This is a genomic window from Collinsella sp. AM15-2 (assembly GCF_003471985.1).
Taxonomy (GTDB): domain Bacteria; phylum Actinomycetota; class Coriobacteriia; order Coriobacteriales; family Coriobacteriaceae; genus Collinsella.
Window position 1 is genome coordinate 25769 of the sequence record NZ_QRKO01000008.1, and the last position, 25532, is coordinate 51300.

Genomic DNA, 25532 nt, shown 5'->3' on the forward strand with positions numbered 1-25532 from the left:
TGTAACATTTGGAACCCACCGCTACCATGCGAAACTATCGAAAGGGCCCCATATGCTCAATAATCACGAGGTTAATCTAACCGACGAGGAGGCTGCCGCCGAGGTCGCCCGCGTCGCGAAGACCTACCCCGTGGTGCGTTTGCTGTCGGCCGATCAGATTAAGAGCGAGCCTAACTGCCTGCTCGCCGGTGATCGGTGTCCTTGCCTGCGTCAGTCAAGTCTTGAGGCCTTGGCAGACTCCGATGAGGTGTCGGAGCAACTGCTCAACGATGGTGTTGAGTACCGCGCCCGTCTGCGCCCTCTAAAGGTCGAGGGCGAGCCTCACGTCTTGCTGATGGTACGTCCGATCGATGAGCAGGAGGCCGCAGAAGAGGACCTTGTCTACACCGACGTGCTGACGAGTGTACGCAATCGCCGATATTACGAAGAAAAGCTTCGTAGCGCCCGCATGAAGGCCGGCGTGGCGGTGATCGACCTTGATGATTTTAGGGTCTTCAACGATACGTGTGGCCGCCATGCCGGCGACCTTGCGCTCGGTGCTGTAGCGACAGCCATACGCAGCGGTATTCGTTCGACTGACGAGCTTGTGCGCTATGGCTGCGACAAGTTTGTGGTCGTCATGCCCGATATTCCCTCCGATGACTTTACCCGTCGCCTGCATCAGGTATCCGATGCCGTTCATTCCACGGTTATTCCGGGCCATGAGTACGTGAGCTTGACGGCATGTGTTGGTGGTGTTCGCATTCATGGCGAGACGGTCGACGAGGGCGTTGGCCGCGCTGTCCAGTTACTGAGCCGCGCTAAGGCAAAAGCCGGTACGGTCGTGACCGATTCCGATTCCATCGAGGCCTTCCAAAGCGAAAAGCCTTTGGTGCTTATTATCGATGACTCCGAGATGAACCGAGCCATTCTCAACGAGATGCTCAAGGACGAGTATTGCATCCTCGAGGCCGATAACGGTCGTACGGCGCTCGACATGGTCGACCGCTATGGCGATAAGTTGTCGCTCGTGCTGCTGGATATTGTGATGCCGGGCATAAGCGGCGTTGAGGTGCTGGCCGATCTGTCGCGCCGATCGGGTATCGACAATCTGCCTGTCATCATGATTTCGAGCGAAGATTCCGATGATATGGTTCTGCGCGCGTATGAGCTGGGCGCCTCGGACTATATCAGCCGTCCATTTGACTCTCGTGTCGTACGCCGCCGTGTAAGCAACACCATCCGCCTGTACGCCAAGCAGCGTCGTCTGACGAGCCTGCTGTCCCAGCAGTACAACGAGCGCATCAAGAACAGCCGCATGCTCATCGACATCATGGCTGGCGTCATGGAGCTTCGCAATGGCGAGAGCGGCAGGCACGTTACGAACATCGAGAAGCTGACCGAGCTACTGCTTGCCTGCCTGGTCCAGCGTAGCGACAACATCTCCCTCGACAACGAGGAGCGCTCCACGATTGCCCTGGCTTCGGCGCTGCACGATATCGGCAAGATGTCGATTGACGATGCGATTCTCAACAATCCCGGGCGCCTCACGCCCGAGGAGTTCGAGATTATGAAGACGCATACCACGATCGGCGCCGACATACTGCGTGAGCTGGGTCGTCATCACGCCGGCAATGCGCTTATGGAATATGCGTACCAGATTGCGCGCTGGCATCATGAGCGCTGGGACGGCAAAGGTTATCCCGACGGCCTTAAGGGCGACGATATCCCCATTGCCGCACAGGTGGTTTCGGTGGCTGACGTGTACGATGCGCTGACGAGCGTGCGCGTATACAAAGACGCCATCCCGCACGAGGAAGCGATCCAGATGATTCTGGACGGCAAGTGCGGCACCTTTAACCCGTTGCTGCTCGACTGTTTGCTCGAGGTGCGAGACCGTATTGCCGAGACGTTGGCACGCCCCGCCGATATCGCCGCGTTTCCCACGATTTAGTTTGACCAAAGGAGTTTTTAATCCATGATTTCCATGCGTGAGGCGTATGAGAAGATCGGCGCCAATTATGATGACGCGTGCGCTCGGCTGATGGGCGAGGAAATGCTTGCCCGCTTTGCCCTCAAGTTTTTGGATGACGAGAGCATAGACAAGCTGGAGGCCGCCATGGCGGCAGGAGACGCCAAGGGTGCGTTTATGGCAGCGCACACGCTCAAGGGCGTGAGCCAGAACCTGGGATTCAACAATCTGTACGAGCCGGCGGTCGTGGTGACCGAAGCGCTGCGCGGCGCCGATGCCGTTGACGGCGCTCGCGAGGGAATGCATGCGCTGCAGCAGCAATATGCAGCTACGATGTCGGCCTTACGCGAGGCGGCAGAATAAGGGCTTACGAGCTTTGATGACTATGAGAGTGGATAATCTCCCGTTTTTGGCCCCGTGGTGGCCTCAAAGTGGGAGATTATCCACTCTCGTTCGGTAAGTGTCCAAAAATCCACTCTCACCCTTTCTGATTAGTGAATGGCCTATGCGCACTGGCAGGGCTTTCCGCATGCAATCCATATCGTTGTTCGATAAACTGTTCGAATAACGATAGAGTCGATGAGGGTGAGTGTATGTCCAACAGCGTTCAACGTATGGCCAAGGCGGGCGAAAATATCAGGAAGCTTGGTTTTTGCATGGCAGCCGTTTTTGCAGGGATGCTCGTCGCTTTTGCCGCGTTGGTTGTTTGCGTGATCTGGTATGCGGTTACAAACGTTGCTTCTGTCGATTCTTTTGGTGTCGTGACGCTTCTCAATGGCGGGTGCATCGTTATCCCAAGCGGACTGTGCCTGGCACTCGTTGTGGGTACTTCGCTTGTCGTTTTGTGCGGAATCAGCCGTAACATCTCGCGGGGCGTCTCGCCCTTTACCAAGACGCATGTGCGGCTTATCCGTGTTCTCGCGCTTGCCTTTGCTGTTAACGCCGCGGTTTCGCTTGTTGGTGCCTATGGATCGGTCAATCTCACCATTGGCGGACTGGAGCTTTACATCGTGCCTCATTCCTTCGTCATTGAGATTTGCCAAGGCGCTACCTTTGATACGGGGTCGTTTATCGGCGCAGTTGTCTGTTTGTTTATCTCGGCGATCTGGAGTTATGCCTCGCTGCTCCAAGAGCAGTCTGACGAGCTTGTGTAGGAGGAAACATGAGCTATCTCATCATCGAGCTTGAGACGCAGCTGCTTAAGACCGGAAAGACCAGCGCTGATCTGATTCGGGCGACGGGGCATACTCCGGCTAATATTTCAAAGCTTAGAAACGGAAAGATAAAAGCTATTCGCCTAAAGACGCTTCTCAATATCTGTGATGAGCTTGATTGTCAACCGGGAGATATTATTCAGCGCGTGAGCGAGAAAGAGCTTGAGGAGCTTATTGTCGAGCGCGCAAAAAATGTCGTGAGACAGATGCGGGACGGCGGAGGCAATGAGGTATCGCTTCCGACATCAGTCTTCGCTGTCGATTTGAGTGACGAGTAGCTTAAGGCAAACAACTAAAACGAAGTATCAGCGTGAAGGGACCTGTGTCTAACACGGGTCCCTTCTTTTAGATTATCTTGACAAATATGAGTTATCGAAAAACAATAACAACCATGGAAAACGATAAAGGAAAGAAGGAACGATATGAGCGGTTTTTCTATCAAGCAGAACGGGGGTCCAATGAACACATCAGCGATAAAGCTATCAAAGGTGTCAAAGCGCTATGGAAAACGGCGTGTGTTGCATGACGTTTCCTTCGAGGTGGGTCAGTCTGAGCTTTGCGCCCTTGTTGGTGCAAACGGGGCGGGTAAAAGCACGCTTATTAAAATAGTGCTGGGCCTCTGTGGGCCATCGTCGGGGAGTGTGGAGCTCTTTGGAGGCAAGTCGAAAAAAGAGCTGAGTCTGATGCGGACGCGTGTCGGCTATGTGCCAGATTCCAGCGGAGCATACCAATCCCTCAGTGCGGCTGAGAATCTTCGGATCCGATGTGCGGAATGGGGGCTCGATGAGAAACGTGAGGTTCCTCGCGTCTTGGGCCTTGTCGGGCTGGACGTCGATGAGAAAAAGAGCGTGGGCAGTTTTTCTCTGGGAATGAAACGGCGGCTGGATATAGCTACGGCTTTGTTGGGCGATACCGACGTACTCATTTTCGATGAGCCGGCAAATGGATTGGATCCGTTGGGCATCGAGAGTATATGGGCCCTTATCGGTCGATTGAATCAAGAACAGGGCAAAACCATGCTTATTTCTAGCCACGACTTGGATGAGCTGGCATCGGTTGCAACATGCTGCCTGTTTCTTCATGACGGCGAACTGCTGAAAAAGGAATCGATGGACGTCATAAGGGATGAGGCGTCGTCCTTAAAAGAGTATTACAGGCGCTTGATGAAGGCGGTCTCGCTATGAAGCGGGCGATCCATCCCATAAAGGCAGATATGATGCGTTTGTACAGGATGTTTCCGGCGAAGCTTGGTCTTGCGCTTATGCTGGCGTTCGGCCTTCTCTTCGGTGTCTTTCTAAAAAACGGAACAACGTTGCTCGCCTTTGGCAATAGCGTTTTTGGGGAGGATATTGGTTTCGTCTGGAATGTAATCGATCCTTCTGCACCCGATGAGTCCCTTGTGCGCAGTGCTTTTGCCGGCACCTCTCTGTTCGTTCCACTCATCGTTTGCCTGGCGATTTTACAGGAGCGCGGCTATGAAGAGGGATACCGAATTTCTTCAGCAAGAGGTCTTACCCGCTTTTATGGGGCTCTAGCTCATGCGCTTTCGTCTGCTTTAATAATTGGCGCAGCATATAGTGCGCTTTGCTTTCTTCTGTTTGCAATAGCCATAATACGTGGAGGGCATAGCTACGCGCATGGCATGCTGGCTGCATTTTTGCCTGCAATGATAGTCAACACTGTATTGGTGATATCGGTTGCGCTGGAGACGGTGACCATCTATCGGATTACAGGCAGCGCTGTATTGAGCGAGGCTGCAATAATAATCGGATTTGTCATGAGCTTGACGCTCTACGGAGCCTTCCTTCAGGCACCTATACCATCCTTGCGATGGATCTTCTTCCTTCCTGGGCCGTACCTTGGAGTCGGATGCGCCCTTGGGTATAGCGATATGGGGCAACTGGCGCTTCTGGGCTATGGCGTGGCAGCCAGCTGTTTATCGGTATTGATTTACGCTCTCGTGAGCTTTCGTGCTGGGGGTGTGCTCAATGGCTCGTCAGATTAAAAGATTCCTCCATTCAGAATTGAAGCACGTGAGTAAATGGACGTACGCCTTAATCCCGGCAATTTATGCGTGCATGGTGGTATTGCAGCTTAATTCTTTCCCGATGTGGTTCTGTAGCCTCCGTGAGAACAGTTTCTTGGGCTTTTTCCCAGACCCGACGCTTCGGCTATCGGCGGAGGATGTCCTTCTATTTGGTAATGCAGAGGTTTTTCGCGGTCTGCTGTTCAACGTAGCCCCGTTGGCTCATGCATTGTTCTTTCCGTTCATCGCGGCTTGTATTGTGCCGCGCTTTGTCAGTTCGGGCTTTGTCGAGGAACCGTGGGGGCTGTCGGAGGCTCGGGGAGGGAAGCGGGCGTGCGTTACCGTTGCGCGAACGGTGCTGTCTTCTTTCGCCCTATTGGGCGCGTTTATCCTGTCAAGTGTCGTTTTGTACTGTCTTAACTGCGCGATCGTTTTGGATGCTCAGCAGTATTTCAACCTGCATGTATTTTGCTATCGACTTGTTCTTGCCGCCGCCTGCCTTGCATACGTGGTTTCTTGCGTAATCGTTGTTTCCTATTTTGGGTCCGGCTTCGGTCCGATTGGCATGCTGTTGCTTGTCAACGTTGTAGCGATCTACATACAGATCGGGGCCAATTCCATGCTTCCGCTTCCAGCCTCGATGCTCATGTGGATTTGCGGCGTGACCCCGTTGGGGGACGGTCAATGCGTTTCGATTTTAATTGACTGCCTAATAAACGTAGCAAGCGTTTTTGCCATCTGCTTTACAGTCGACCGATTGCGGTCGAGATTTCTTTGATTGTTTGTGAGGGATGATCATACCGAGCATACCAAATACAGCGGGGGCGGGCACCGTGGCTGGTGTCCGCCCCCCCCTTGGCTTAGGAGGCTTTAACTTGTGTAGCTTGCGAGCTAACGGGCCTGCTTAACCTTGGCCGCTGCCTCGACAAACGACTTCCACAGGTTAAAGTCGGTCTCGAGCGTCTGCCAGGTGTATTCGGGATGCCATTGCACGCCCAGGCAGAACGGCTGGCCTTCGACTTCGATGCACTCGGGAACGCCGTCGGTTGCCTTGGCGACCAAGCGCGTGCTCTTACCCAGACGGTCGACGCAGCAGTGATGTGCCGAGTTGGTCTGGATCAGCCTGTGCCCGCCAAGCGCGCGCTCCAGCAGCGAGCCCGGCACGACCTCGACGGGATGCACGGGGTCGTTGAGCACGTGGGTATGGCGCCACTGAGTGCGGCCCTCGCGAGCGCCCAGGCTCGGCACGTCCATGCACAGGGTGCCGCCGGTGGCGACATTGAGCAACTGCGTGCCTCGGCAGGTGGTAAAGAGCGGCTTTTTGGCGCGAAGCACCTCGCCGACCAGCTTAAACTCAAAGCTATCGCGGATCTCGCAGCAGAGGGTGGGGTCGTAGGGTCGATCATCGCCCCAGCGCTTGGGATTGACATCGGGGCCGCCGGGAATGGCGATGCCGTCGGCGATATCGACGTAATGACGGATGACCTCAATGTCCTCGGTGATGGACATCTGCAGCGGCAGGCCGCCGGCGGCAAGGATGGCATCGACAAAGACACTTGCGATTTCCTCGTTGGGGGAGAGCGTCTCGCTTAAAAACGGCTTTGCCTCTTCCCAGCGTGGTGCGACCAGGATGAGCGGGCGGTCGGCGGGATCGACGTCGACGTGCGGAGTGTAGGACGATGAGGTGTGTGTTCCGATCATGGGTGTGGCTTTCGAATCTGAAGGTGACAGGGCGCATGAAAGACGTGGGACAACACTTCCGATGGATTTGTCCCACGGGATGGCTGGTTAGTGGCCCTTGATGGAGTTGAGGAAGTCTTGGGCGCGCTTGGTCTGGGGATGGTCGAAGAACTCGTCGGGCGTGCCGGTCTCTACGATCTGGCCGTCGGCCATAAAGACGACGCGATCAGCCACGCGGCGGGCAAAGTTCATCTCGTGCGTAATGACGATCATCGTCATGCCCTGCTGGGCCAGGCGAACCATGACCTCGAGCACCTCATTGATCATCTCGGGGTCCAGCGCACTCGTGGGCTCGTCAAAGAGCATGGCCTTGGGCTGCATGGCGAGGGAACGGGCGATGGCCACGCGCTGCTGCTGGCCGCCCGAAAGCTGTGCGGGCACCTTGTCGGCCTGCTCGGCCACGCCCACGCGGCTCAGCAGGTCCATGGCGCGCTCACGAGCTTCCTCCTTGGACACGCCCAGCACGTCGACCGGTCCCAGCATGACGTTCTGCAGCACCGTCATATGTGCAAACAGGTTGAACTGCTGAAACACCATGCCCAACTCGGCGCGCATGCGGGCAAGGTTTTTGCCTTCCTGCGGAAGCGGCTGACCTTCGATGAGGATCTCGCCCGAGTCGATGGTTTCCAGACGGTTGATGGTGCGGCACATGGTCGACTTGCCCGAGCCCGAGGGCCCGATCACCACGACGACCTCGCCACGGTCGACCGACAGATTGATGTCGTTGAGGACGTGCAGATCGCCATAGTGCTTATCGACGTGCTTGAGCTCGATAAGCGGCTGGTTGCCAGAAGTAGAAGTGCTCTGTGCCATGGTGCTCGGCTCCTTTTGACTGGAAATGGTAAAGCGTTAGCGGATGATCGTCGCGCCGGTCTTGTGCGAGACGTAGACAGCGGCCTTGTTGATCGCGACATTGATGAGGATGTAGATGATCGCGATGACCAGGTAGACCGACACGAGGGCGTCGTAGTTGGTAATGAGCACGCGGGCATTTTGCATGAGGTCGGGGTAGCTCACCACATAGGCGACGGTGGTGTCTTTGACTACGACCACGAGCTGCGAAATCAACGACGGAATGATAAAGCGAATCGCCTGCGGCAACACGATTTTAAAGGTGATTTTAGCCTTGGAGAGACCGAGTGCCTGGGCGGCCTCGACCTGACCGCGCGGCACGGCGTTGACGCCGGCACGGAAGATCTCGGCAAGTACGCCGGCTGCAGCGAGCGCGACGGGAAGCGTGAGCATCCAAAACGACGGCAGCGCGATCTTGTACTGGGGCAGCACCAAAAAGAAGAAGTAGATGAACAGAAGGCTCGGCACGCCACGGAAGAAATCGGTGAGCACACGGCAGACCAGCTGCAGCGGCTTAATGTCGCTGGTGCGGCCGAGCATGAGGGCCAGACCCAGTACCAGCGCGATAGCGCCGGCGGTGAGCGCGACCTTAACGGTGCCCTCAAAGCCGGCAAGCAAGAACTTCCAGGTGGTGAGGTGCGTAAAGAAATACCAATAGTGGACCGAAAGCTGACCAGTCACATAAAAGCGCTGCAGCACGAGGGCGACAAGGGCGGCCACGGCGACAAGCGAGATGGCGGTGCCGATGCGAATCTTGGCGCGCATTTTGGGGCCGGGAGCCTCGTAGAGCGCATCGCGCATGGTGAGCGCGGGGGAGGAGTGCTTGCTCATCGGAGGATCCTCACCTTCTTATCGATATAGTTGCCAATGTGGCTCACCACAAAGGCCGTGCCCAGGTAGCCGAGTGCCGAGATAAAGAACGCGACGACGCCGCCGAGCGAGCGCGTGTTGATGTAGCTCACCACGCCGGTGAGCTCCTGCGGTTTAAGCGGCACCTGGCTACCGAGCGCGGTGGTGAGCATGACGGCGATAAAGAGGTTCGTCATGGGCAATACGCTTGAGCGCAGTGCCTGCGGAATCACGATCTTGGCGAGGATGCGATTGAAGCTCATGCCGAGCGAACGTGCGGCTTCCACCTGGCCGACGCCGACGGTGTTGATGCCGCTCATAAAGTTCTCGGAGCCAAAGGCCGAGCCCAAAAGGACCGTGGCGACGATAACGCAGGTGCGGTAGGGCAGGACGACCTTGAGCGGTGGCAGCGCATAGACGACGATGATGAGCAGCGCGATGCCGGGGATGTTACGGAAGACCTGAACATACAGGTCGCCAAAGACGCGCAGCGGCTTGAGCGGCGACACGCGCATCACGGTGACGGCGACGGCCAGCACCATGGCGATGACAAACGACTCAAGTGTCATGCCCCAGGTTGCTAGCAACGCGTCGATATAGTTCTGGCCATAGAGCGACCAGAGCTCGGAGAGACTCATGCGGACCTCCCGCCGATAAGGAAAGGGGGCTCCCGTGTGTACGGAAGCCCCGACAACTCAGTGAGGAAACAGTTTAGCGCAATAAAGCGCATCATGCGTTTCCATATGGTTTCGTAGCGGCCGTTACTAGGCGTATTGCCTAGGCGCCGATCTCGGGTAGCTCGGGAACATTGGTGTCGCCCGTACGGTCGCCAATGCAGATCTGCCACAGTTCGGTCCAGGTGCCATCGTCCTCGATCTTCTTAAGGAAGTCGTTGACAAAGGCGACGCCGTCGGAATCGAGCGGCAGGCCGATGCCGTAGGGCTCCTTGCTGCCGAAGGGCTTACCGGCAATCTTGTACTTACCGGGCTCGCGGACCAGGGCGCTCTGCTGCATGTTGTTGTCGATGACGTAGGCATCGACGCGGCCCTGCTGGAGTGCCTGACGTGCCTCCTCGTCGGTCTTGAACTCCTGCTGGCTGGCCTTGGGGGCAAACTCCTCCAGGATGGCGGGGCCGTTGGAGCCGGACTGGACGGCGACGTTCTTGTCGGCCAGGTCGTCGACGCTCTTGATGTCGTCGTTGTCGGCGAGTACCAGGATGGCCTGCTGCGTGTAGTAATAGGGACCGGCAAAGGAGACAAGCTTCTTGCGCTCGTCGGTGATGGTGTAGGTGGCAAAGACGGCGTCGACCTGGCCGTTCTGTAGGACGGACTCGCGCGTGTCCGAGGTCACCTGGGTGATCTCGATCTTGTTCTCGCCCAGAATGTAGTTGGACAGGAGCTGCGCGATGCCGGCATCGAAGCCACGGGTCTGACCGTCTTTCTCGTTGAGGAGGGAGAAGAGCGTGGAGGTCTGAACGCCACCGATCTTAAAGACGCCGGCGTCCTTGACGGCCGTGGCCCAGGTGCTGGCGGCGATGGCATCGTCATCGGCCTTGGGACCGTTGTTAACGAGCTTGTCGAATGCCTTGGCGTCGAGCGTGGTGGAAGCCTCGGTACCCTCGGAGCTCTTGGAGGAACCGGCGGCGGAACCCTTGTCGGCCTCGGCGCTGGTGTCGGAGCAGCCGGCAAGACCAAGGCCGGCGACGGTTGCGAAGGTGGCGGCGACAAAGCCGCGGCGGTCGAGAACGACCTGCTGGGAGAGGTTCTTGCTCATAGGTGAACACCTTTCTCAATAAAATCCCTAGCGGTTGAGTAGAGTTATACCCCATCCCGCTCAAATGGGTCAACACGAAATAACTCAGAAACATACTTGTCTTATAGGTTATTCTACCTACCAAAAAGGGACAGGCACCTTTGTGGTGGTTCTTGCAGATGCAGCGGCATGCCTTGCTGTTTTGTCTCGATCTGTAACATCTGCAGCCATTTTTGCCGAGTAACTGTTACAGATTGAGATTTTCTCTTCAGGGGAATTCGAATGTCTCGATCTGTAATAGGTAGACGGCCAAAAGGTCTCTATCTGTTACAGATCGAGACAAAGGTTTGGAACTAAGACGTCTTATCTAGATCTGTAACAGTTAGACGGGAATTCGGGCCCTAGATGTTACAGATTGAGATAGTTGAGCTCAAAAATAAAAACTTCCGCAGGGGTGCTTCCCTTGCGGAGGTTTTTTACTCGTTGAGTAGTCTCACGGCTTCGGCGGCCATGTTCTCGGCCGTCATGCCGTTCTGAGCGAGCAGCTCGTTGGGGTCGTAGCGGTCGGGGAAGCCCTTGGCGATGCCGAAGGTGCGCGTGCGCAACGGCGTGCATGCCAGATAACATGCCACGCGCTCGCCCCAGCCGCCGTCCAAGATACCGTCCTCGAGGGTGACGACAACGCGATGCTCGGCGGCAAGGCTGTCGAGGAACTCGCGGTCGAGCTCGGTTGCAAAGCGCGGGTTGACGAGCGTGGCCTCGATGCCGTACTCGGCAGTCAGACGGTTTGCCACGCGCTCGCCCAGCTCAAAGAAATCGCCAAGCGCGAGCACGGCAACGTCGCGGCCCTGGCGCACGACGTTGTAGCGCGCGACGCCGTAATCGTCGCCCTCGGCAGGCGCCAAGTCGGGGCGGCTTACCAGGCCAATGCCCGGCACACGGATCGCTACGGGATGCTCGCGGTGGTCGAGCGACCAGCTCAGCATGGACAGATATTCCTCCATGCAGGCAGGTGCAAGGTAGTGCATGTTGGGAAGTCCGCCCAGCATGGAAATATCGAAGAACGAGAGGTGCGTCTCGGACGTGGTGCCAAAGATCGACGCGCCAAATACCAGGATGGTTGCAGGGGCGTCGTTGAGGCACAGGTCGTGCCACAGTTCGTCGTAGGCGCGCTGCAAAAACGTGCCGTACACACCAAAGACTGGCTTGGCGCCCGAGCGCGCAAGCGCGGTGGCAAAGGTCACGGCGTGTTCCTCGGCAATGCCCACGTCGACAAAGTGCTTGCCTGCCGCGGCGCGAAGCTCGGGTGTAAAGCCCATGATGTAGGGCGTGGCAGCCGTGATGCCCACAACCTGCGGATCGCGCTCGATGGCGGCGCTGAGCGCCTCGCCCGTAATGTCGGCATAGGTGCGCGGCGCAGGCTCGCTCGGATGGCCCGGGCAGAGCTTGCGCCCAGTCGCCATGTCAAACGGACCCACATGATGCCAGCGCTCGGGGTCGCTCTGGGCTGGCTCAAAGCCCTTGCCCTTTGCGGTGGAGACGTGCAGCACGATGGGATGATCGATATCGCGCAGCTCCTGCAGCGTGTCGACCAGGGTCAACACATCGTTGCCGGTGTCCAGATAGCGGTAGTCGAGCCCCATCGCGCGGAAAACGTTGCGCTCACAGGCGCCGTTGCTGGCGCGCAGCTCGGCCAGATTGCGATACAAGCCACCGTGGTTTTCGGCGATGGACTGGTCGTTATCGTTGACGATGATGATCAAGTTGCTGTCGAGTTCGGCGGCATTGTCGAGGCCCTCAAACGCCAAGCCGCCCGAAAGCGAGCCGTCGCCAATGATGGTAATGACGTTGTACGTATCGCCCGCCAGGTCACGAGCGTGTGCCAGGCCGCAGCCCAGGCTCACCGACGTGGAGGTATGGCCCATGGCAAACAAGTCGTGCTCGGACTCGTCGGGATTGGCAAAGCCAGAAGCCTCACCATAACGCTCCGGATCGATATAAGTGTACGCGCGCCCAGTCAGCGCCTTGTGGGCGTAGGTCTGGTGCGAAACGTCAAAGACAATCTTGTCGATGGGGGAGTTAAACACGCGATGAAGCGCAACCGTAAGCTCAACGACGCCCAGGTTGGGGGCAACGTGCCCGCCGACAGCGGCGGAGCTTTCGAGGATTGCCTGACGGATCTCGCCGCAGAGCAGCGGAAGCTCGGCGCGGTCGAGAGCCTTGACGTCCTCGGGCGTTGTCGTTTGCGTAAGCAGCATCGTTGTGGGTTACTCCATGCGAATCGAGCACCGGCGCTCCCTCGGCCGGCACAATTGCACAAAACAGTCTCGCACATTTTGGCGTTTGATATGTGACGGCGGCGCGGTAATTCGCCAACTGGCGGGGCAAAACGTTTTGTCTGATGCCATACTGGTAGATTCGATGATGATTTTATTCAATGCGTGCAGGCCGTGGCTTGTCGCCGGGAGTCGCTGGAAGGAGACAGCATGTCCGATGTCGCTCGTGCCGAGAAAATCGCGTGCGAAGTAGACCATGCTGCCCGTCAACTGGCACAGGCGGGCCGTCTGGACCTGACGCGCGAGTTTATCCAGCATGGCGACGTGACGGTGTATACGCATGTGACCTCGGTGGCGCGGGCAAGTCTGTCCTTTGCCGAGCGCTTGGGCCGTGCTGGCATTTCGGTCGACCGCGCCTCGCTGCTGCGCGGGGCCCTGCTGCACGATTACTTTCTCTATGACTGGCACGATCCCGACCCAAGCCATCGACTGCATGGCTTTCGTCACCCGTTTTTTGCCCTGGCGCGTGCGGAAGAAGATTATGAGCTGACGCCGCGCGAGCGGAATATCATCGTGCGCCATATGTTTCCGCTGGTACCGGTTCCACCGACGTGTCGTGAGGCATGGATTGTGTGTTTGGCAGACAAATGGTGCGCGCTGCGCGAGACGATTGCCGGCCGTCTGCCGCGCAAAGGCGGCGCGAACGATTTGAACGAGGGCTCGAGTGACGGCTCGAGCAAAGAATCGAACGAAAAGAGGAGAGGGTAGACGGTGGAAACCGCGATCGACATGGCATTTGACGGCGCGACGCTTGCCGCCTGTCCGCTCTCGGCGCTGGTGCTCTCGTTTGCCTTCTACGGTTTTTGCGGCTGGGTGTGGGAGTCGACAGTCTGCGCCATGCTCAACCACGGACGCTTTGCCAACAGCGGTTTTTTGCTGGGGCCGTGCTGCCCTATCTATGGTGTGGGCGGCATAGCCTGCTGGCTTTTGCTGCGCGGGATTCCGGATGCCTCGAGCCAGTTTGTTGCCGCGGCGCTCGTATGCAGCTTGATTGAGTACAGCGTAGGCGTGTTGTTGGAAAAAACAACAGGCGCGCGCTTTTGGGATTACTCGCACCTGCCGTTTAACCTGCACGGACGCATCTGTCTGTACTGGGCCTGCGCGTTTGGCCTGGGTGCGCTGTGTATTTGTCGTTTAGTGGAGCCGGCGGTGTTGGGGCTGCTTGGCCATCTGCCGGTGCTGATTGTGCGGCTGTCCGCCTTTATCGTCGCGGTCGCGATGATGGTTGACGCGGTGTGCTCGTTGGCGAGCTGGCGGCGTCTGTCCGATCAGCTGGAGCGCGTGCGCGCCGACCTTGCCGACCGCATCAACGAGTCGCTTGCCGATGCCTCGGACTCAATGCTCGAGCGCATTCCCGAATCGACGATTGACTCGGTGACACAGACGCACATCCGCAGCCGTGCCGTTAACGCGTGGCTGGCCGAGCTGGGTGACGCCGCGCTCGATGCCCTGCGCGAGAAGGCTTCGATGCCGACGTTTATCGCGGATGGTGCTCGCGGCCTGGCACTCGCTGCCCGCCGCGTGGCCGATGCCGCGCCGAGCATGCCGCGTCCGTCACTCAGTCGTCGCCTTGCCGGCAAGCGCATGAGCCGTCCGGTGCCGAGCGTGTCGCTCAGCCGTCGCGACCTGCGCTTCTTTAATGCCTTCCCGCGCTTGCGCATCAACCGCTACGAGGGCGTCATCCGAGCCACCGACCTTCGCGACCGAGCCCGCGAGCTGTTCCGGCGCTAGCTGGGACGGGCGCGCTCACGGCTCCCTTGCTTGCGTATTTCCCGTTCGTTTCGCGCCCGTTGCCGCGCCGTTTCCAAGATTGCGGCACCGTTTCCATTCGACAACGCAGCGTTTAACAACGCCGTATCTGGTCTACACCAGTTGCCCCTCGGCCGCATTATGGGCGCCGACAACGTCCATGCGACCAAGGGGGAGCGAATGTACGATACGGGATCGACAACGTTTATGCTCATCTGCACCATGCTCATGTTTTTAATGACACCGGGTCTGGCGTTTTTCTATGGCGGCCTGTCCAGGCGCAAAAATGTCATCAACACCATGCTCATGTGCTTTGGCGCCATTGGCCTGGTCGGTGTGCTGTGGATTGTTGCCGGCTGGTCGCTGGCCTATGGTGGTCACGCCGGGCGCGGGCTTTGTCGGGCCATGGGCAGCGCGCTCACGGGCCTGTTCTGCGTGCCGGAGCTCTCGTGGACCGGTAAGGGCGGCCTGTTCTACACGGGCGACGCGTCGCTGCTCATCTCGCAGGTTTTGGGCATTGTGGTGACGGTCGCTATTGTGTTGGTGCTCGACTTGGCAATCGCCGCGGTGGTCAAGGCGCTGTTCCATGGCAGCCTGCGCGTGGACGAGGCAGACGAGGCGCTGGGCCTGGATGCGAGTCAGCACGGCGAGAGCGCATACCCCTCCTTCTCGGGACTCGATTAGCGGCACGGCTTTCCCAGGCACCCGACCTTGCCCCTCAAACCGTCGCTTGCGTACCGAAGTACGCGGCGCTCCTCTTTCGGGGCAATCTCGGGCACCTGGAAAACCCGTGCCATGTGAAGGTAAATCAATTACTTTTATTGAAGAGAGGAATTCACTATGAAGAAGATTACAGCGATTGTTCGTGCCGAGAAGCTTGAGGTTCTTAAAGACGCGCTGTTTGATGCTGATGTTCGCGGCATGACCATCAACCAGGTGCAGGGCTGCGGCGCACAGCATGGCTGGAAGGAATACGTACGCGGCAACGAGTTGCTTGTCAACACGATCCCTAAGGTGCAGTTCACCCTTATCTGCGCCGACGAGCATGTCGACGGCATTGTCGAGATTATCTGCAACGCTGCTCGCACCGGTGCCGTTGGAGACGGCAAGATTTGGGTCGAGCCGGTCGAGGAGGTTATCCGCATTCGCACCGGCGAACACGGCCCCGCCGCGGTGTAGAATCGACCGCCTACCATCCGCAACGTTAAAATGCTGCAATGAGGCACAAGACTTGCGTTGCGGATGGGCGGATTATGGGTCGCAATAAATATCCCGAGGAGACGGTCGCGAAGATTCTCGACGCGGCGCTGAAGCTATTCTGCACACAGGGTTATGAGGGGACGAGCATTCAAGATATCGTCGACCGTCTCGATGGCATGACCAAGGGCGCTGTCTATCATCACTTCAAGAGCAAAGAAGAGATTTTCAACGCCGCGTTTGATCGGGCGATGACTCCGATTGTTGAGCAACGTCGCTCAACGCTTGGTATCGGCAATATGACCGGAGCCCAAAAGCTCAAGCGACTGTACGCGCCCGAGTCTGTCGTTCCACAAATTGAGCTATGGGCACGCATGCATCCTGCGGCAGATCCGGTAAAAAGCTCGCGTCTACTGGCGATGCAGTACCAGGGCTCGTTCGACGAGTCGGCCGATGGCTATCTCTTGCCAGTGATCGAGGAGGGCATCGACGATGGCTCCATTGCGTGCGAATGCCCGCGCGAAGCGGCTGAGGCCGTATCGTTGTTGGCGAATCTTTGGCTGCTGCCGCTGTTCCGTCCGCTCGAGACCAAGGATCGAATGCTCGCTCGCGCTCAATGTTTGGCGCAGATGGCTGCCGCGGTGGGACTCGATTTGGGCGAGGAAGTGCTTCAGACAACGGCGCAGATTTGGGACGTATGGGACCGCGCCGGGTGGTAATATAGATACCAACGGTATGTAATAGATTTGAACGGGCAGCTCCGGCTGCCCTTTTCAAGTCGATAAATACATACTATCGGTATGTATAGGGAGCGAACTTATGGCTGGGCTGAGAGACGTCAGCGTCTTGTTGGAACCAAAAATGGTGCGGCCAATTAGGCTCACGGAGCTTCTTGTTGCGCAGCTGTGCACGTATTCGATGCTGTCAGCGCTGTGCTTTGCGTATCCGCTTTACTTGTTCGATTGCAGCGGATCGTCAACGTTATATGGCGTCGTCGTGGCGATAGCGTTCATACCCGGCGTACTCGCAGCTCCGGTTGGCGGAATCTTGGCGGATCGGGGAAGACATCGCGAGGTCCTCGTGGCCCTCGGCATTGCTCTGATGACTGCATCGCTGCTGTCTATCCCCATGAAGCGCTCGTTGCCTCTTGCGGTCGTCGTAGTAGCGATACTTTGTGTTCAATATGGTGTTCAATCGCTGCTAAAGCCAATGCTCCAAATTGAGACGGTGCGCATGGCGGGTGAAAAGAAGGTTGAGCGGGCCACTGCATTGGTTTCGCAGGTGACCATGGTGAGCAATATCTTGGGTCCTGTGGTCGGGACGGCAGTCTATGGGTGCTTTGGCATCGATGCTCTTTGCACAACCGCGTCGGTGGCGTTTGCGATTTCAGCTCTCTTGTTTGGGGTCGCACTCAAGCAAAATGCCTCATCTGAAACGATGGGAGACGGCGCGACTCGCACGACATGCCGAAACGATTTTCGGGAGTCGATTCGGTATCTGTTGCAAAATGCATCATTGGTCGCCGTGATTTTGCTTGCGGCCGTTTTGAACCTTGCGTTGGTTGGGCTAACGATTGGCGCTCCCATTATTGTTACAAAGCATCTCGGCATGCAATCGTCCTGCGTTGGGATGGTTGAGGTTGCTCTGGGCTTGGGTGGTCTTACCGGCAGTGGCTTGGTCGGCATTTGGCCGCATCGCTTTTCTCTCAATGGCATATGTCGATATGTTGCGATGATCTGTTTAGGAGTCGTACCGATTATTGTCACGCTACTGTTCGGCGCAGATGTATGCGTGTTCACCGTGTTTGCGGTTGGTTCGGCATGGGTCATGGTGTGGGCAAGCATTGCGTCGGTTGAAATCATCGCGTTTGTTCAGTGGGCAGCGCCGACTGAGCTCTGCGGAAAAGTGCTTTCGGTCGTTTACATGGTCCTTTCCTGCGCAACGCCTATCGGCCAATTGGTTTACGGGCTCGCATACGATCGATGGACACCGGCGATTGTATTCGCAGGCATGCTGGCGGTGCTGACGTTGACGACGGCGCTGTTTTATCGGCTGAAAAGTTGCTTGTGGCGATTGTCTTAACGCGCTGGGGCACCGTGAATTTGTGGAGGCGGTGGTACGCCGCGCCGGGACGGCATTGTTTGGGCGTGCCTCTCTTTCGTCTAAAATAACGTGCAGACGAAAGAGAGGCACGCCCATGATCAAGATGTTCGCGAGTGACTTAGACGGAACGCTGCTTAACGCCCTGCACGAGGCAGACGGGACTATCCGCCGTGCCATTCGCGAGCTGACCGAGGCCGGCTTGCATGTGGTTCCCGCGACCGGACGCTCGACGCTGCCGATCGGTGAGCATGGCTTTACAGGCCTGGCGCTTGACGCCTGCTGCTCCAACGGATCCATCGTGCGCGACAGTCATGGCGAGGTGCTCAAAACCTGGACCGTCGACCCGCAGATCACTGAGGAGCTGCTCAAGGAGTTTCCGGATATCTGTTTTGATTGTTCTACGCCCGATGGCATGTTTTCGAGTGGATCGTTCGAGATGCATCAGGCGGGCTTTAAAAAGGACAGCCCCATCAAGCGTATCGTGATGCGTGGCATGCGTGCACGTGGCGGCTATCACGAGGAGCAGTATTTCGACCAGTCGATCGGCGACATCTTGCGTCATGACGTGTGCAAGATCAATTGTCGCGTGACCTCGCCCGAGCTGGAGCGTGACCTTAAGGCCTATCTTGCCGAGCGCTCGGACCGTGTGGTCAACGCGCCGTTCGATCCGGTGATGTTCGAGATCACGGACGTGGCATGCAACAAGGGCGAGAGCGTGGCCTGGCTGGCGGGCTACTACGGTATTGCCGAGGACGAGGTCGCGGTCTATGGAGACGGCGGCAACGACATCGCCATGCTCAAGCGTTTCCGCCACAGCTACGCGACCAAAAACGCAAGCGATGCAGCTAAGGTCGTCGCGAGCGCAACTATCGGCAGTTGCATGGCCCATGCCGTCCCCAAGCACATGCTCGCCACCATGCGCAAGCAGAACTCCCGCACCGTCATCGAATAATGTGACAAAGGAACTGCCCCTTCGCCACATCCAAAATATTGCCTTTACGTGTTGATGCACACGGCGTGCAATAATACTCGCACTGTGCAATAGCGCACAGACTGAGTAACAAGGAGGACGCTTGTCCCAGCTCGAGAAATGCGATCGCCGATCCCTTCGCTCGCAGCGTGCCCTTCGCCAGGCACTTGCCAGCGAGCTTGCCGAAAGCGGCGACCTTTCGCGCATTAATGTCGCGTCGCTCACCGAGCGCGCCGGCCTTACGCGCCGCACGTTCTATTCGCACTACCGCGATATCCCCGACTTTATCAATCAAATCGAGGACGGCTTGCTGGCCGAGATCCGTGAGCGCATTGAGCTCATCACTGCAGCTCAGCTGCCCGATCTCTATCACAACATCGATGAGCTCGAGCCGGCGCCCGGTTCGGTTGAGCTGCTGCGTTATCTTGCGGCCAACCGCGACTTAATCGGTGCGCTGCTGGGTCCGGGCGGCGACCAGGCCTTTATTAAAAGGATTATCGACACCGCGCGTGAGGCTGTGGTGCCGCGTGCGCAGACGGGCATTTTGGGCCTGGCGCTGGGCACGTTCTTTGACTACTACGTCACCTACGTCGTGAGCGCCGAGGTCGGCATGATTCAGCGCTGGTTTGAGCGTGGGCTCACCGAATCGCCCGAGGCCATGGCGCGCATTATGACGGTGCTCGCTTTTGTGCGCCCCGGCGACCTGTATGGCCAACCCATCGATATCAACGTGCCGGAATACGGCATGAAGCTATTGAACTTGCAGCTCGAGGACGCGGTCGACACCGCCGCAACCGTCGAGTCCAACAACTAAGAGGAGAGACAATGAGCAAACTCGTCGAGGGCATTAAGGACCGCATGGTCGCTGCCGCACGCGAGGCCGCGCCCGCCGTGGTGGACGCCGCGCAGAAGGCCGCGACCGCGGCAGCCGAGAAAGTTGCCGAGGCAGTTGCCGATGCCAAGAACACGGCAGGGGAGACGTCCATCGCTAGCGAGCCCGTCATCGCCGCCGAGCCCGTAGCCGCCGCCCAGGCCCCCGAAGGCGCGATCTTCAACCCCGACAACGCCCACGGCAACCTGCACCTGGGCATCGACGTGGGCTCCACTACCGTTAAGCTCGCCGTGCTCAACGATGACAACCAGATCGTTTACGCCAAGTACCAGCGCCACCACACCGACGTCCGTGCCTGCGCCCGCGACCTGTTCGAGGGTGCTGCGACTGTGCTGCCGGCTGCCCAAATGACCTGCGCCATCACCGGTTCGGGCGGTCTGCTGCTCTCCCAATGGCTCGACCTGGAGTTTGTCCAGGAAGTCATCGCCAGCAAGCGTGCCGTCGAGACCCTCATCCCGGCCACCGACGTCGCCATCGAGTTGGGCGGCGAGGACGCCAAGATCATCTACTTCGACAACGGCATCGAGCAGCGCATGAACGGCACCTGCGCCGGCGGTACGGGCGCCTTCATCGACCAGATGGCAACCCTGCTGCACACCGACGCGAGCGGCCTCAACGAGCTCGCGGCCAACGCCACCACCATCTATCCCATCGCCAGCCGCTGCGGCGTCTTTGCCAAGACCGACGTGCAGCCGCTGCTCAACGAGGGCGCCCGTCCCGAGGACGTGGCCGCCTCCATCTTCCAGGCCGTCGTGACCCAGACCATCTCGGGCCTGGCGTGCGGCCGTCCCATCCGCGGCAACGTCGCCTTCCTGGGCGGCCCGCTGCAGTATCTCTCCGAGCTGCGCCACCGCTTCTACCTCACGCTCAACCTGGACGAGGAGCACCGTATCGTGCCCCAAAACGCCCACCTGTTTGTAGCGAGCGGCGCCGCCATGGCGCACGAGTCCAACAAGCTCAGCACGTTCCCACAGCTTATCGAGGCCATCGACAGCTTGGGCGACACGCAGGGTGCTGAGGTCGAGCGCCTGGATCCGCTCTTTGCCACCGACGAGGACTTTGCCGAGTTCAAGGGTCGCCACGACACCGAGGTCGTCCCCAAGGGCAAGCTCGACGGCTACACCGGCCGCGTGTTCATCGGCATCGACGCCGGTTCCACCACCATGAAGGCCGCGCTCGTGGGCGAGGACGGCCAGCTGTTGCATACCTGGTACGGCAACAACAACGGTGACATCCTGGGCACGGCCAAGGTCATCATGGCCGATTTCTACAACCACATCCCCGCGGGCTGCACCATCGGCCACGTGACCACCACGGGCTACGGCGAGGCGCTGCTCATCGAGGCTCTCAAGGCCGATTCCGGCGAGATCGAGACCGTCGCGCACCTGCGCGGCGCCAAGGCGTTCCTGCCCGGCGTCGAGTTCATTCTGGACATTGGCGGCCAGGACATGAAGTGCCTGCGCGTCAAGGACGGCGTCATCGAGCACATCATGCTCAATGAGGCCTGCTCGTCGGGCTGCGGCAGCTTTATCGAGAGCTTCGCCGTCTCTATGAACATGGACGTGCGCGCGTTCGCCGACGCCGCCATCCATGCCAAGGCCCCCGTCGACCTGGGCAGCCGCTGCACGGTCTTTATGAACTCGCGCGTCAAGCAGGCGCAAAAAGAAGGCGCCACGGTGGGCGACATCGCGGCCGGCCTGTCCTATTCTGTCATCAAGAATGCCCTGTTCAAGGTCATTAAGCTGCGCGACCCCAAGGAGATCGGCAGTCAGGTGATCGTCCAGGGTGGCACCTTTATGTCCGATGCCACGCTGCGCGCGTTTGAGCAGCTCACCGGCGTGCATGCCGTGCGCCCCGACATCGCCGGCTGCATGGGCGCCTACGGTGCGGCCCTGCTCGCCCGCGATCGCGCCGGCGCCGACGGCACCTCGACCATTCTTTCTGCCGAGGATATCGCGCACCTCACCGTGACGCAAAAACACGTCCGCTGCGGACGTTGCTCCAACAACTGCCAGCTCACCGTCAACGATTTTGGCGGCGGTAGGCGCTTCATTACCGGCAACCGCTGCGAGAAGGGTGCCGGCCACAAAAAGCAGAAGACCGAGGCCCCCAACCTCTTCAAAAAGAAAAACGAGCTGCTCTTTAACCGCGAGGTGCTGAGCCCCGACGAGGCCCCGCGCGGCACCGTCGGCATTCCGCGCGCGCTCAACATGTACGAGAACTACCCCTTCTGGCATGCGTTCTTTACGCGCCTGGGCTTTAGCGTGCAGCTGTCCGACCAGTCGAGCAAGAAGACCTACCAGGCGGGTATCGAGTCCATGCCGTCCGAGAGCGTGTGCTATCCGGCCAAGATGAGCCACGGCCATGTGATGAACCTTATCGACCGCGATGTCGACTTTATCTGGATGCCGTGCGTGCGCTGGGAGCGCAAGGAGGATCCGACCGCCGGCAACTGTTACAACTGCCCCATCGTCATGAGCTACCCCACGGCGTTGGCACTCAACATCGACGAGATCCGCGAGCAGAACATCGAGTTCCTGTACCCGTTTGTGCCCTATCATGACAAGACCGAGCTCAAGCGCCGTCTGTACCAGGTGCTCGCCGTCGACCGTGTGGCCGATGCGCAAGCCGGTCGCGGTCGCGTGCGTGGGCCCAAGATCACGCGCTCCGAGGTCGATGCCGCTGTCAACGCTGCCTTTGAGGCCGATGCGCGTTTCCACGAGGACATCCAGACCATGGGCGAGGAGGCTCTTAAGTGGGTCGAGGACCACGGCGGTCACGGCATCGTGCTCGCCGGTCGTCCCTACCATAACGACCCCGAGATCAACCACGCCCTGCCCGAGCTTATCTCGAGCTTTGGCTTTGCGGTCTTTACCGAGGATTCGCTCGCGCATCTGGTAAAGCCCGAGCGTCCGATTCGCGTCGTCGACCAGTGGATGTACCACAGTCGCCTGTACGCCGTCGCCCGTTTTGTGACGATGCGCAACGACCTGGACCTGATCCAGCTCAATTCCTTCGGCTGCGGCCTCGATGCCCTGACCACCGATCAGGTGCAGGAGATCCTGGAGGCCAGTGGCAAGATCTACACCGTGCTCAAGATCGACGAGGTGTCCAACCTGGGCGCCGCGCGCATTCGCATCCGCTCGCTCATGGCGGCACTCAAGGACCAGGAGGCCGAGCGCTTGGCCGAGGCCACGGCCGCGGGCGAGGCCTACGAGCAGGGCGACGCCGCGCCGGTGGCGCCCTCCACGGATGCCCCCGCGTTTGCGAGCCGCAAGTACACGTTCGAGGCTCAGCGCGAGAGTGCTTCGACCGCGTGGCCCAAGGTGCCCTTTACCGAGCAGATGCGCGACGAGGGCTATACCATCCTGTGCCCGCAGATGGCGCCGATCCACTTTGACCTGGTCAAAGAGGTGTTCCGCGGTGCCGGCTACAACCTTGAGCTGCTGCCCTCGACCGACCACGATGCCGTCGAGGCTGGCCTGCGCTATGTGAACAATGACATTTGCTACCCGTCGATTTTGGTGACGGGCCAGATTATGGAGGCCATCGAGAGCGGTCGGTACGACCTGTCCAAGACCGCCGTGGTCATCAGCCAGACCGGCGGCGGCTGCCGTGCCACCAACTACATCGCGCTCATCCGCAAGGCCCTGCGCGAGAGCGGCCACCCCGAGATCCCCGTGATCTCGCTTTCGGCCGTGGCGCTGGGCGAGGACAACCCCGGCTTTAAGCTGACGCCGGCGCTGCTTAAGCAGGCAGTCTACGCGGTGCTCTTTGGCGACGTGATGATGCAGATGCTCTACCGCTGCCGCCCGTACGAGGCCACGCCTGGTGCCGCCAACGCGCTCTACGAGGAGTACATGGCGCGCGCTCGCAAGCTGGCACCCAAGTTCAACAGGCATAACTACACCAAGCTGTGCCGCGAGGCCATCCGCGCGTTCGACACCATGCCGCTTGTGGGCGAGGGCACCAAGCCGCGCGTGGGCGTGGTCGGTGAGATCTTGGTCAAGTTCCATCCCACGGCTAACAACCACGTGGTCGATGTCATTGAGCGCGAGGGCTGCGAGGCCGTGGTGCCGGGCCTGCTCGACTTCTTCCTGTACTCCATGAGTAATGCCGAGCTGCAGAAGGACGAGCTGGGAAGCTCTGCTACCACGCGCGCTGGTATGCAGGCGCTCATCAAGCTCGTGGACTGGATGCGTACGCCGGTGGAGGAGATGCTCGAAAAGTCCCGACGCTTTGAGGCGCCCGAGCGCATCGGTACCATGGCCGACAAGGCCCGTACGGTGCTTTCGGTGTGCAACAACATGGGCGAGGGCTGGCTGCTCACGGCCGAGATGCTCGACCTCATCGACCACGGCGCGCCCAACATCATCTGCACGCAGCCCTTCGCGTGCCTGCCCAACCACGTGGTTGGCAAGGCCGTGATCAAGGAGCTGCGCCGCCAGCATCCCGAGAGCAACATTGTCGCGGTGGACTACGACCCCGGTGCGTCCGAGGTCAACCAGCTCAACCGTATTAAGCTCATGATCAGCGTTGCCAAGGAAAACATGCGCGCCGGCAAGGGCTTTAAGCTCGAGAAGGTGGCGCCGCTCGCGATGGACGAGGTCACCGGCCAGATGCGTGCCCACGATGGCTGCGTGAGCTGCGGACCGGCCAGCGAGGAGGCCGTTGCATCGGTCGCCAAGCGTCTGGGACGCGGCATTAAGAAGTAGCTTGCCCGCTATGGGCTAGATATGAGACAAACGGGCGGTAGCCGTACCGGCTATCACCCGTTTTTACTGGACATGGAACCCTGAGTTAATGAACAAGTGTAGCCGTTCGCCGCAAATTACCGTCCGTTTATGGAACCCACCCCCAGCGCGCGTCATCCTTACGGTTGAATAAATACACATCTATGGAATTACGCAAGAGAGGACTGTTCCTATGAGCTACAAGACCGTTTGTGTTGCCGGCGGCGGCGTGCTGGGAAGCCAGATTGCCTTCCAGGCCGCCTACTGCGGCTTTGATGTGACAATCTGGCTGCGCAGCGAGGGCAGCATCGGGCGCACCCAGCCCAAGATCGACCACGTGCGCGAGGAGTACATCGCGGCAATCGAGGGCATGGCGGACGGCACGGGCGAGTGGTGCTCCGGTATCGCCGATAGCGGCAAGCCCTTCGACAAGGAGGCGGCGCTCGCTGCCGTTGAGCGCGCCTGCTCCACGCTCAAGCTGGAGCTCGATCTTGCCAAGGCCGTGGCCGACGCCGACCTGGTCATCGAGTCTATGGCCGAGGACACCCAGGCAAAGATCGACTTCTACAAGAAGCTCGCCCCGGTTCTACCGCAAAAGACCGTCATCGTTACCAACTCTTCCACGCTGCTGCCGAGCACCTTTGCCAAGTACACCGGCCGCCCCGAGAAGTACTTGTCGCTGCACTTTGCCAACTCCATCTGGAAGAACAACATGACCGAGGTCATGGCGCAGGACCAGACCGACAAACGCTACTTCGACGAGCTCGTCGACTTTGCCAACGACATCCGCATGCTGGCGCTGCCCGTCAACAAGGAAAAGAACGGCTACCTGCTCAATTCCATGCTGGTGCCGTGGCTGCTTTCGGGCCTTGACCTGTATGTCTCGGGCGTGAGCGATCCCAAGAGCATCGACCTCGCGTGGACGCGTGGCACCGGTGCCCCCAAGGGCCCGTTCCGCGTATTCGACACGGTGGGTATCCAGACGGCCTACAACATCGTCATGCAGTATCAGAAGGTGCCGGGCTTGGTGAGCCCGCTGCTCAAAAAGATGATGATGCCCTACAACTTTAAGGCTATGGCATCCGTCCTCAAGCAGATGCTCGACGAAGGTAAGCTGGGCGAAAGCTCGGGCGAGGGCTTCTTCAAGTACTAAAAATGATCTCTTGGG

Annotated in this window: 23 protein-coding genes; 17 read left to right on the forward strand and 6 right to left on the reverse strand. The window is 59.0% G+C overall.

All coding sequences use genetic code 11. From position 1 onward, the window contains the following. Positions 1–52 precede the first annotated feature (52 nt). The 7 genes from DW171_RS04975 (at position 53) to DW171_RS05005 (ending at position 5969) form a co-directional block, all read left to right on the forward strand. On the forward strand, positions 53–1933 hold the full coding sequence (locus DW171_RS04975) for a diguanylate cyclase (RefSeq protein WP_118270606.1): 1881 nt from the start codon (positions 53–55) through the stop codon (positions 1931–1933). A gap of 24 nt (positions 1934–1957) precedes the next feature. Next, the gene (locus DW171_RS04980) at positions 1958–2314 is read left to right on the forward strand and encodes an Hpt domain-containing protein (RefSeq protein WP_118270607.1); all 357 of its coding nucleotides are present in this window, start codon (positions 1958–1960) and stop codon (positions 2312–2314) included. A gap of 251 nt (positions 2315–2565) precedes the next feature. Next, positions 2566–3105 carry a hypothetical protein gene (locus tag DW171_RS04985; protein WP_147357339.1) on the forward strand — a complete coding sequence of 180 codons (540 nt, stop codon included), beginning with the start codon at positions 2566–2568 and terminating at the stop codon, positions 3103–3105. A gap of 8 nt (positions 3106–3113) precedes the next feature. Then, a complete protein-coding gene (locus DW171_RS04990) occupies positions 3114–3443 on the forward strand; it encodes a helix-turn-helix transcriptional regulator (RefSeq protein ID WP_118270609.1) in 330 nt (109 codons plus the stop codon). A gap of 144 nt (positions 3444–3587) precedes the next feature. After that, a complete protein-coding gene (locus DW171_RS04995) occupies positions 3588–4349 on the forward strand; it encodes an ABC transporter ATP-binding protein (RefSeq protein WP_118270610.1) in 762 nt (253 codons plus the stop codon). After that, complete coding sequence (locus DW171_RS05000; protein ID WP_118270611.1) at positions 4346–5170, forward strand: hypothetical protein; 825 nt, start codon at positions 4346–4348, stop codon at positions 5168–5170. The genes DW171_RS04995 and DW171_RS05000 overlap by 4 nt, the downstream gene beginning before the upstream one ends. Beyond that, complete coding sequence (locus DW171_RS05005) at positions 5154–5969, forward strand: hypothetical protein (RefSeq protein ID WP_118270612.1); 816 nt, start codon at positions 5154–5156, stop codon at positions 5967–5969. The genes DW171_RS05000 and DW171_RS05005 overlap by 17 nt, the downstream gene beginning before the upstream one ends. 113 nt (positions 5970–6082) lie before the next feature. Here the strand turns inward: DW171_RS05005 and DW171_RS05010 are convergent, their stop codons facing one another. The 6 genes from DW171_RS05010 to DW171_RS05035 all read right to left on the reverse strand — a co-directional run bounded on the left by DW171_RS05010 (position 6083) and on the right by DW171_RS05035 (position 12642). Further along, a complete protein-coding gene (locus DW171_RS05010) occupies positions 6083–6892 on the reverse strand; it encodes a gamma-glutamyl-gamma-aminobutyrate hydrolase family protein (protein WP_118270613.1) in 810 nt (269 codons plus the stop codon). Between the two features lie 87 nt (positions 6893–6979). Next, positions 6980–7744 (reverse strand): amino acid ABC transporter ATP-binding protein, encoded by a 765-nt coding sequence (locus DW171_RS05015; protein WP_118270614.1) that lies wholly within the window; start codon positions 7742–7744, stop codon positions 6980–6982. A gap of 36 nt (positions 7745–7780) precedes the next feature. Continuing rightward, entirely contained in the window at positions 7781–8614 is an 834-nt protein-coding gene (locus DW171_RS05020; protein WP_118270615.1) for an amino acid ABC transporter permease, read from the reverse strand. Then, positions 8611–9270, reverse strand: coding sequence for an amino acid ABC transporter permease (locus tag DW171_RS05025; protein WP_118270616.1), 660 nt, complete (start codon positions 9268–9270; stop codon positions 8611–8613). Before DW171_RS05025 ends, DW171_RS05020 begins: the two co-directional genes overlap by 4 nt. Before the next feature lie 139 nt (positions 9271–9409). Further along, complete coding sequence (locus tag DW171_RS05030) at positions 9410–10405, reverse strand: glutamate ABC transporter substrate-binding protein (RefSeq protein ID WP_118270617.1); 996 nt, start codon at positions 10403–10405, stop codon at positions 9410–9412. A 455-nt stretch (positions 10406–10860) separates the two neighbouring features. After that, entirely contained in the window at positions 10861–12642 is a 1782-nt protein-coding gene (locus DW171_RS05035; RefSeq protein ID WP_118270618.1) for a 1-deoxy-D-xylulose-5-phosphate synthase, read from the reverse strand. Positions 12643–12870: 228 nt separating this feature from the next. Between DW171_RS05035 and DW171_RS05040 the strand changes: the two genes are divergently transcribed. The 10 genes from DW171_RS05040 to DW171_RS05085 all read left to right on the forward strand — a co-directional run bounded on the left by DW171_RS05040 (position 12871) and on the right by DW171_RS05085 (position 25517). Further along, positions 12871–13428 carry an HD domain-containing protein gene (locus tag DW171_RS05040; RefSeq protein WP_118270619.1) on the forward strand — a complete coding sequence of 186 codons (558 nt, stop codon included), beginning with the start codon at positions 12871–12873 and terminating at the stop codon, positions 13426–13428. 3 nt (positions 13429–13431) lie between these two features. Then, positions 13432–14451 carry a putative ABC transporter permease gene (locus DW171_RS05045; RefSeq protein ID WP_233539105.1) on the forward strand — a complete coding sequence of 340 codons (1020 nt, stop codon included), beginning with the start codon at positions 13432–13434 and terminating at the stop codon, positions 14449–14451. A 198-nt stretch (positions 14452–14649) separates the two neighbouring features. After that, the gene (locus DW171_RS05050; RefSeq protein WP_118270620.1) at positions 14650–15153 is read left to right on the forward strand and encodes an ammonium transporter; all 504 of its coding nucleotides are present in this window, start codon (positions 14650–14652) and stop codon (positions 15151–15153) included. Between the two features lie 156 nt (positions 15154–15309). Then, the gene (locus DW171_RS05055) at positions 15310–15648 is read left to right on the forward strand and encodes a P-II family nitrogen regulator (RefSeq protein WP_118270621.1); all 339 of its coding nucleotides are present in this window, start codon (positions 15310–15312) and stop codon (positions 15646–15648) included. Between the two features lie 74 nt (positions 15649–15722). Further along, positions 15723–16385, forward strand: coding sequence for a TetR/AcrR family transcriptional regulator (locus DW171_RS05060; protein WP_158571018.1), 663 nt, complete (start codon positions 15723–15725; stop codon positions 16383–16385). A gap of 100 nt (positions 16386–16485) precedes the next feature. Continuing rightward, the gene (locus DW171_RS05065) at positions 16486–17748 is read left to right on the forward strand and encodes an MFS transporter (RefSeq protein ID WP_118270623.1); all 1263 of its coding nucleotides are present in this window, start codon (positions 16486–16488) and stop codon (positions 17746–17748) included. A 115-nt stretch (positions 17749–17863) separates the two neighbouring features. Continuing rightward, positions 17864–18721: an HAD-IIB family hydrolase gene (locus DW171_RS05070; protein WP_117855565.1), complete on the forward strand. Its 858-nt coding sequence runs from the start codon at positions 17864–17866 to the stop codon at positions 18719–18721. A 121-nt stretch (positions 18722–18842) separates the two neighbouring features. Further along, positions 18843–19553: a TetR/AcrR family transcriptional regulator gene (locus DW171_RS05075; protein ID WP_117584131.1), complete on the forward strand. Its 711-nt coding sequence runs from the start codon at positions 18843–18845 to the stop codon at positions 19551–19553. Positions 19554–19564: 11 nt separating this feature from the next. Beyond that, the gene (locus tag DW171_RS05080) at positions 19565–24346 is read left to right on the forward strand and encodes a 2-hydroxyacyl-CoA dehydratase (RefSeq protein WP_118270624.1); all 4782 of its coding nucleotides are present in this window, start codon (positions 19565–19567) and stop codon (positions 24344–24346) included. Positions 24347–24557: 211 nt separating this feature from the next. Beyond that, positions 24558–25517, forward strand: coding sequence for a 3-hydroxyacyl-CoA dehydrogenase (locus DW171_RS05085; RefSeq protein WP_118270625.1), 960 nt, complete (start codon positions 24558–24560; stop codon positions 25515–25517). The last annotated feature ends 15 nt before the right edge of the window (positions 25518–25532 follow it).

Bases quoted from the DNA above. Each gene is read 5' to 3' on its own strand.
- DW171_RS04975 (WP_118270606.1), top strand. From the start codon at position 53: ATGCTCAATAATCACGAGGTTAATCTAACCGACGAGGAGGCTGCCGCC.
- DW171_RS04980 (WP_118270607.1), top strand. From the start codon at position 1,958: ATGATTTCCATGCGTGAGGCGTATGAGAAGATCGGCGCCAATTATGAT.
- DW171_RS04985 (WP_147357339.1), top strand. From the start codon at position 2,566: ATGGCCAAGGCGGGCGAAAATATCAGGAAGCTTGGTTTTTGCATGGCA.
- DW171_RS04990 (WP_118270609.1), top strand. From the start codon at position 3,114: ATGAGCTATCTCATCATCGAGCTTGAGACGCAGCTGCTTAAGACCGGA.
- DW171_RS04995 (WP_118270610.1), top strand. From the start codon at position 3,588: ATGAGCGGTTTTTCTATCAAGCAGAACGGGGGTCCAATGAACACATCA.
- DW171_RS05000 (WP_118270611.1), top strand. From the start codon at position 4,346: ATGAAGCGGGCGATCCATCCCATAAAGGCAGATATGATGCGTTTGTAC.
- DW171_RS05005 (WP_118270612.1), top strand. From the start codon at position 5,154: ATGGCTCGTCAGATTAAAAGATTCCTCCATTCAGAATTGAAGCACGTG.
- DW171_RS05010 (WP_118270613.1), bottom strand. From the start codon at position 6,892: ATGATCGGAACACACACCTCATCGTCCTACACTCCGCACGTCGACGTC.
- DW171_RS05015 (WP_118270614.1), bottom strand. From the start codon at position 7,744: ATGGCACAGAGCACTTCTACTTCTGGCAACCAGCCGCTTATCGAGCTC.
- DW171_RS05020 (WP_118270615.1), bottom strand. From the start codon at position 8,614: ATGAGCAAGCACTCCTCCCCCGCGCTCACCATGCGCGATGCGCTCTAC.
- DW171_RS05025 (WP_118270616.1), bottom strand. From the start codon at position 9,270: ATGAGTCTCTCCGAGCTCTGGTCGCTCTATGGCCAGAACTATATCGAC.
- DW171_RS05030 (WP_118270617.1), bottom strand. From the start codon at position 10,405: ATGAGCAAGAACCTCTCCCAGCAGGTCGTTCTCGACCGCCGCGGCTTT.
- DW171_RS05035 (WP_118270618.1), bottom strand. From the start codon at position 12,642: ATGCTGCTTACGCAAACGACAACGCCCGAGGACGTCAAGGCTCTCGAC.
- DW171_RS05040 (WP_118270619.1), top strand. From the start codon at position 12,871: ATGTCCGATGTCGCTCGTGCCGAGAAAATCGCGTGCGAAGTAGACCAT.
- DW171_RS05050 (WP_118270620.1), top strand. From the start codon at position 14,650: ATGTACGATACGGGATCGACAACGTTTATGCTCATCTGCACCATGCTC.
- DW171_RS05055 (WP_118270621.1), top strand. From the start codon at position 15,310: ATGAAGAAGATTACAGCGATTGTTCGTGCCGAGAAGCTTGAGGTTCTT.
- DW171_RS05060 (WP_158571018.1), top strand. From the start codon at position 15,723: ATGGGTCGCAATAAATATCCCGAGGAGACGGTCGCGAAGATTCTCGAC.
- DW171_RS05065 (WP_118270623.1), top strand. From the start codon at position 16,486: ATGGCTGGGCTGAGAGACGTCAGCGTCTTGTTGGAACCAAAAATGGTG.
- DW171_RS05070 (WP_117855565.1), top strand. From the start codon at position 17,864: ATGATCAAGATGTTCGCGAGTGACTTAGACGGAACGCTGCTTAACGCC.
- DW171_RS05080 (WP_118270624.1), top strand. From the start codon at position 19,565: ATGAGCAAACTCGTCGAGGGCATTAAGGACCGCATGGTCGCTGCCGCA.
- DW171_RS05085 (WP_118270625.1), top strand. From the start codon at position 24,558: ATGAGCTACAAGACCGTTTGTGTTGCCGGCGGCGGCGTGCTGGGAAGC.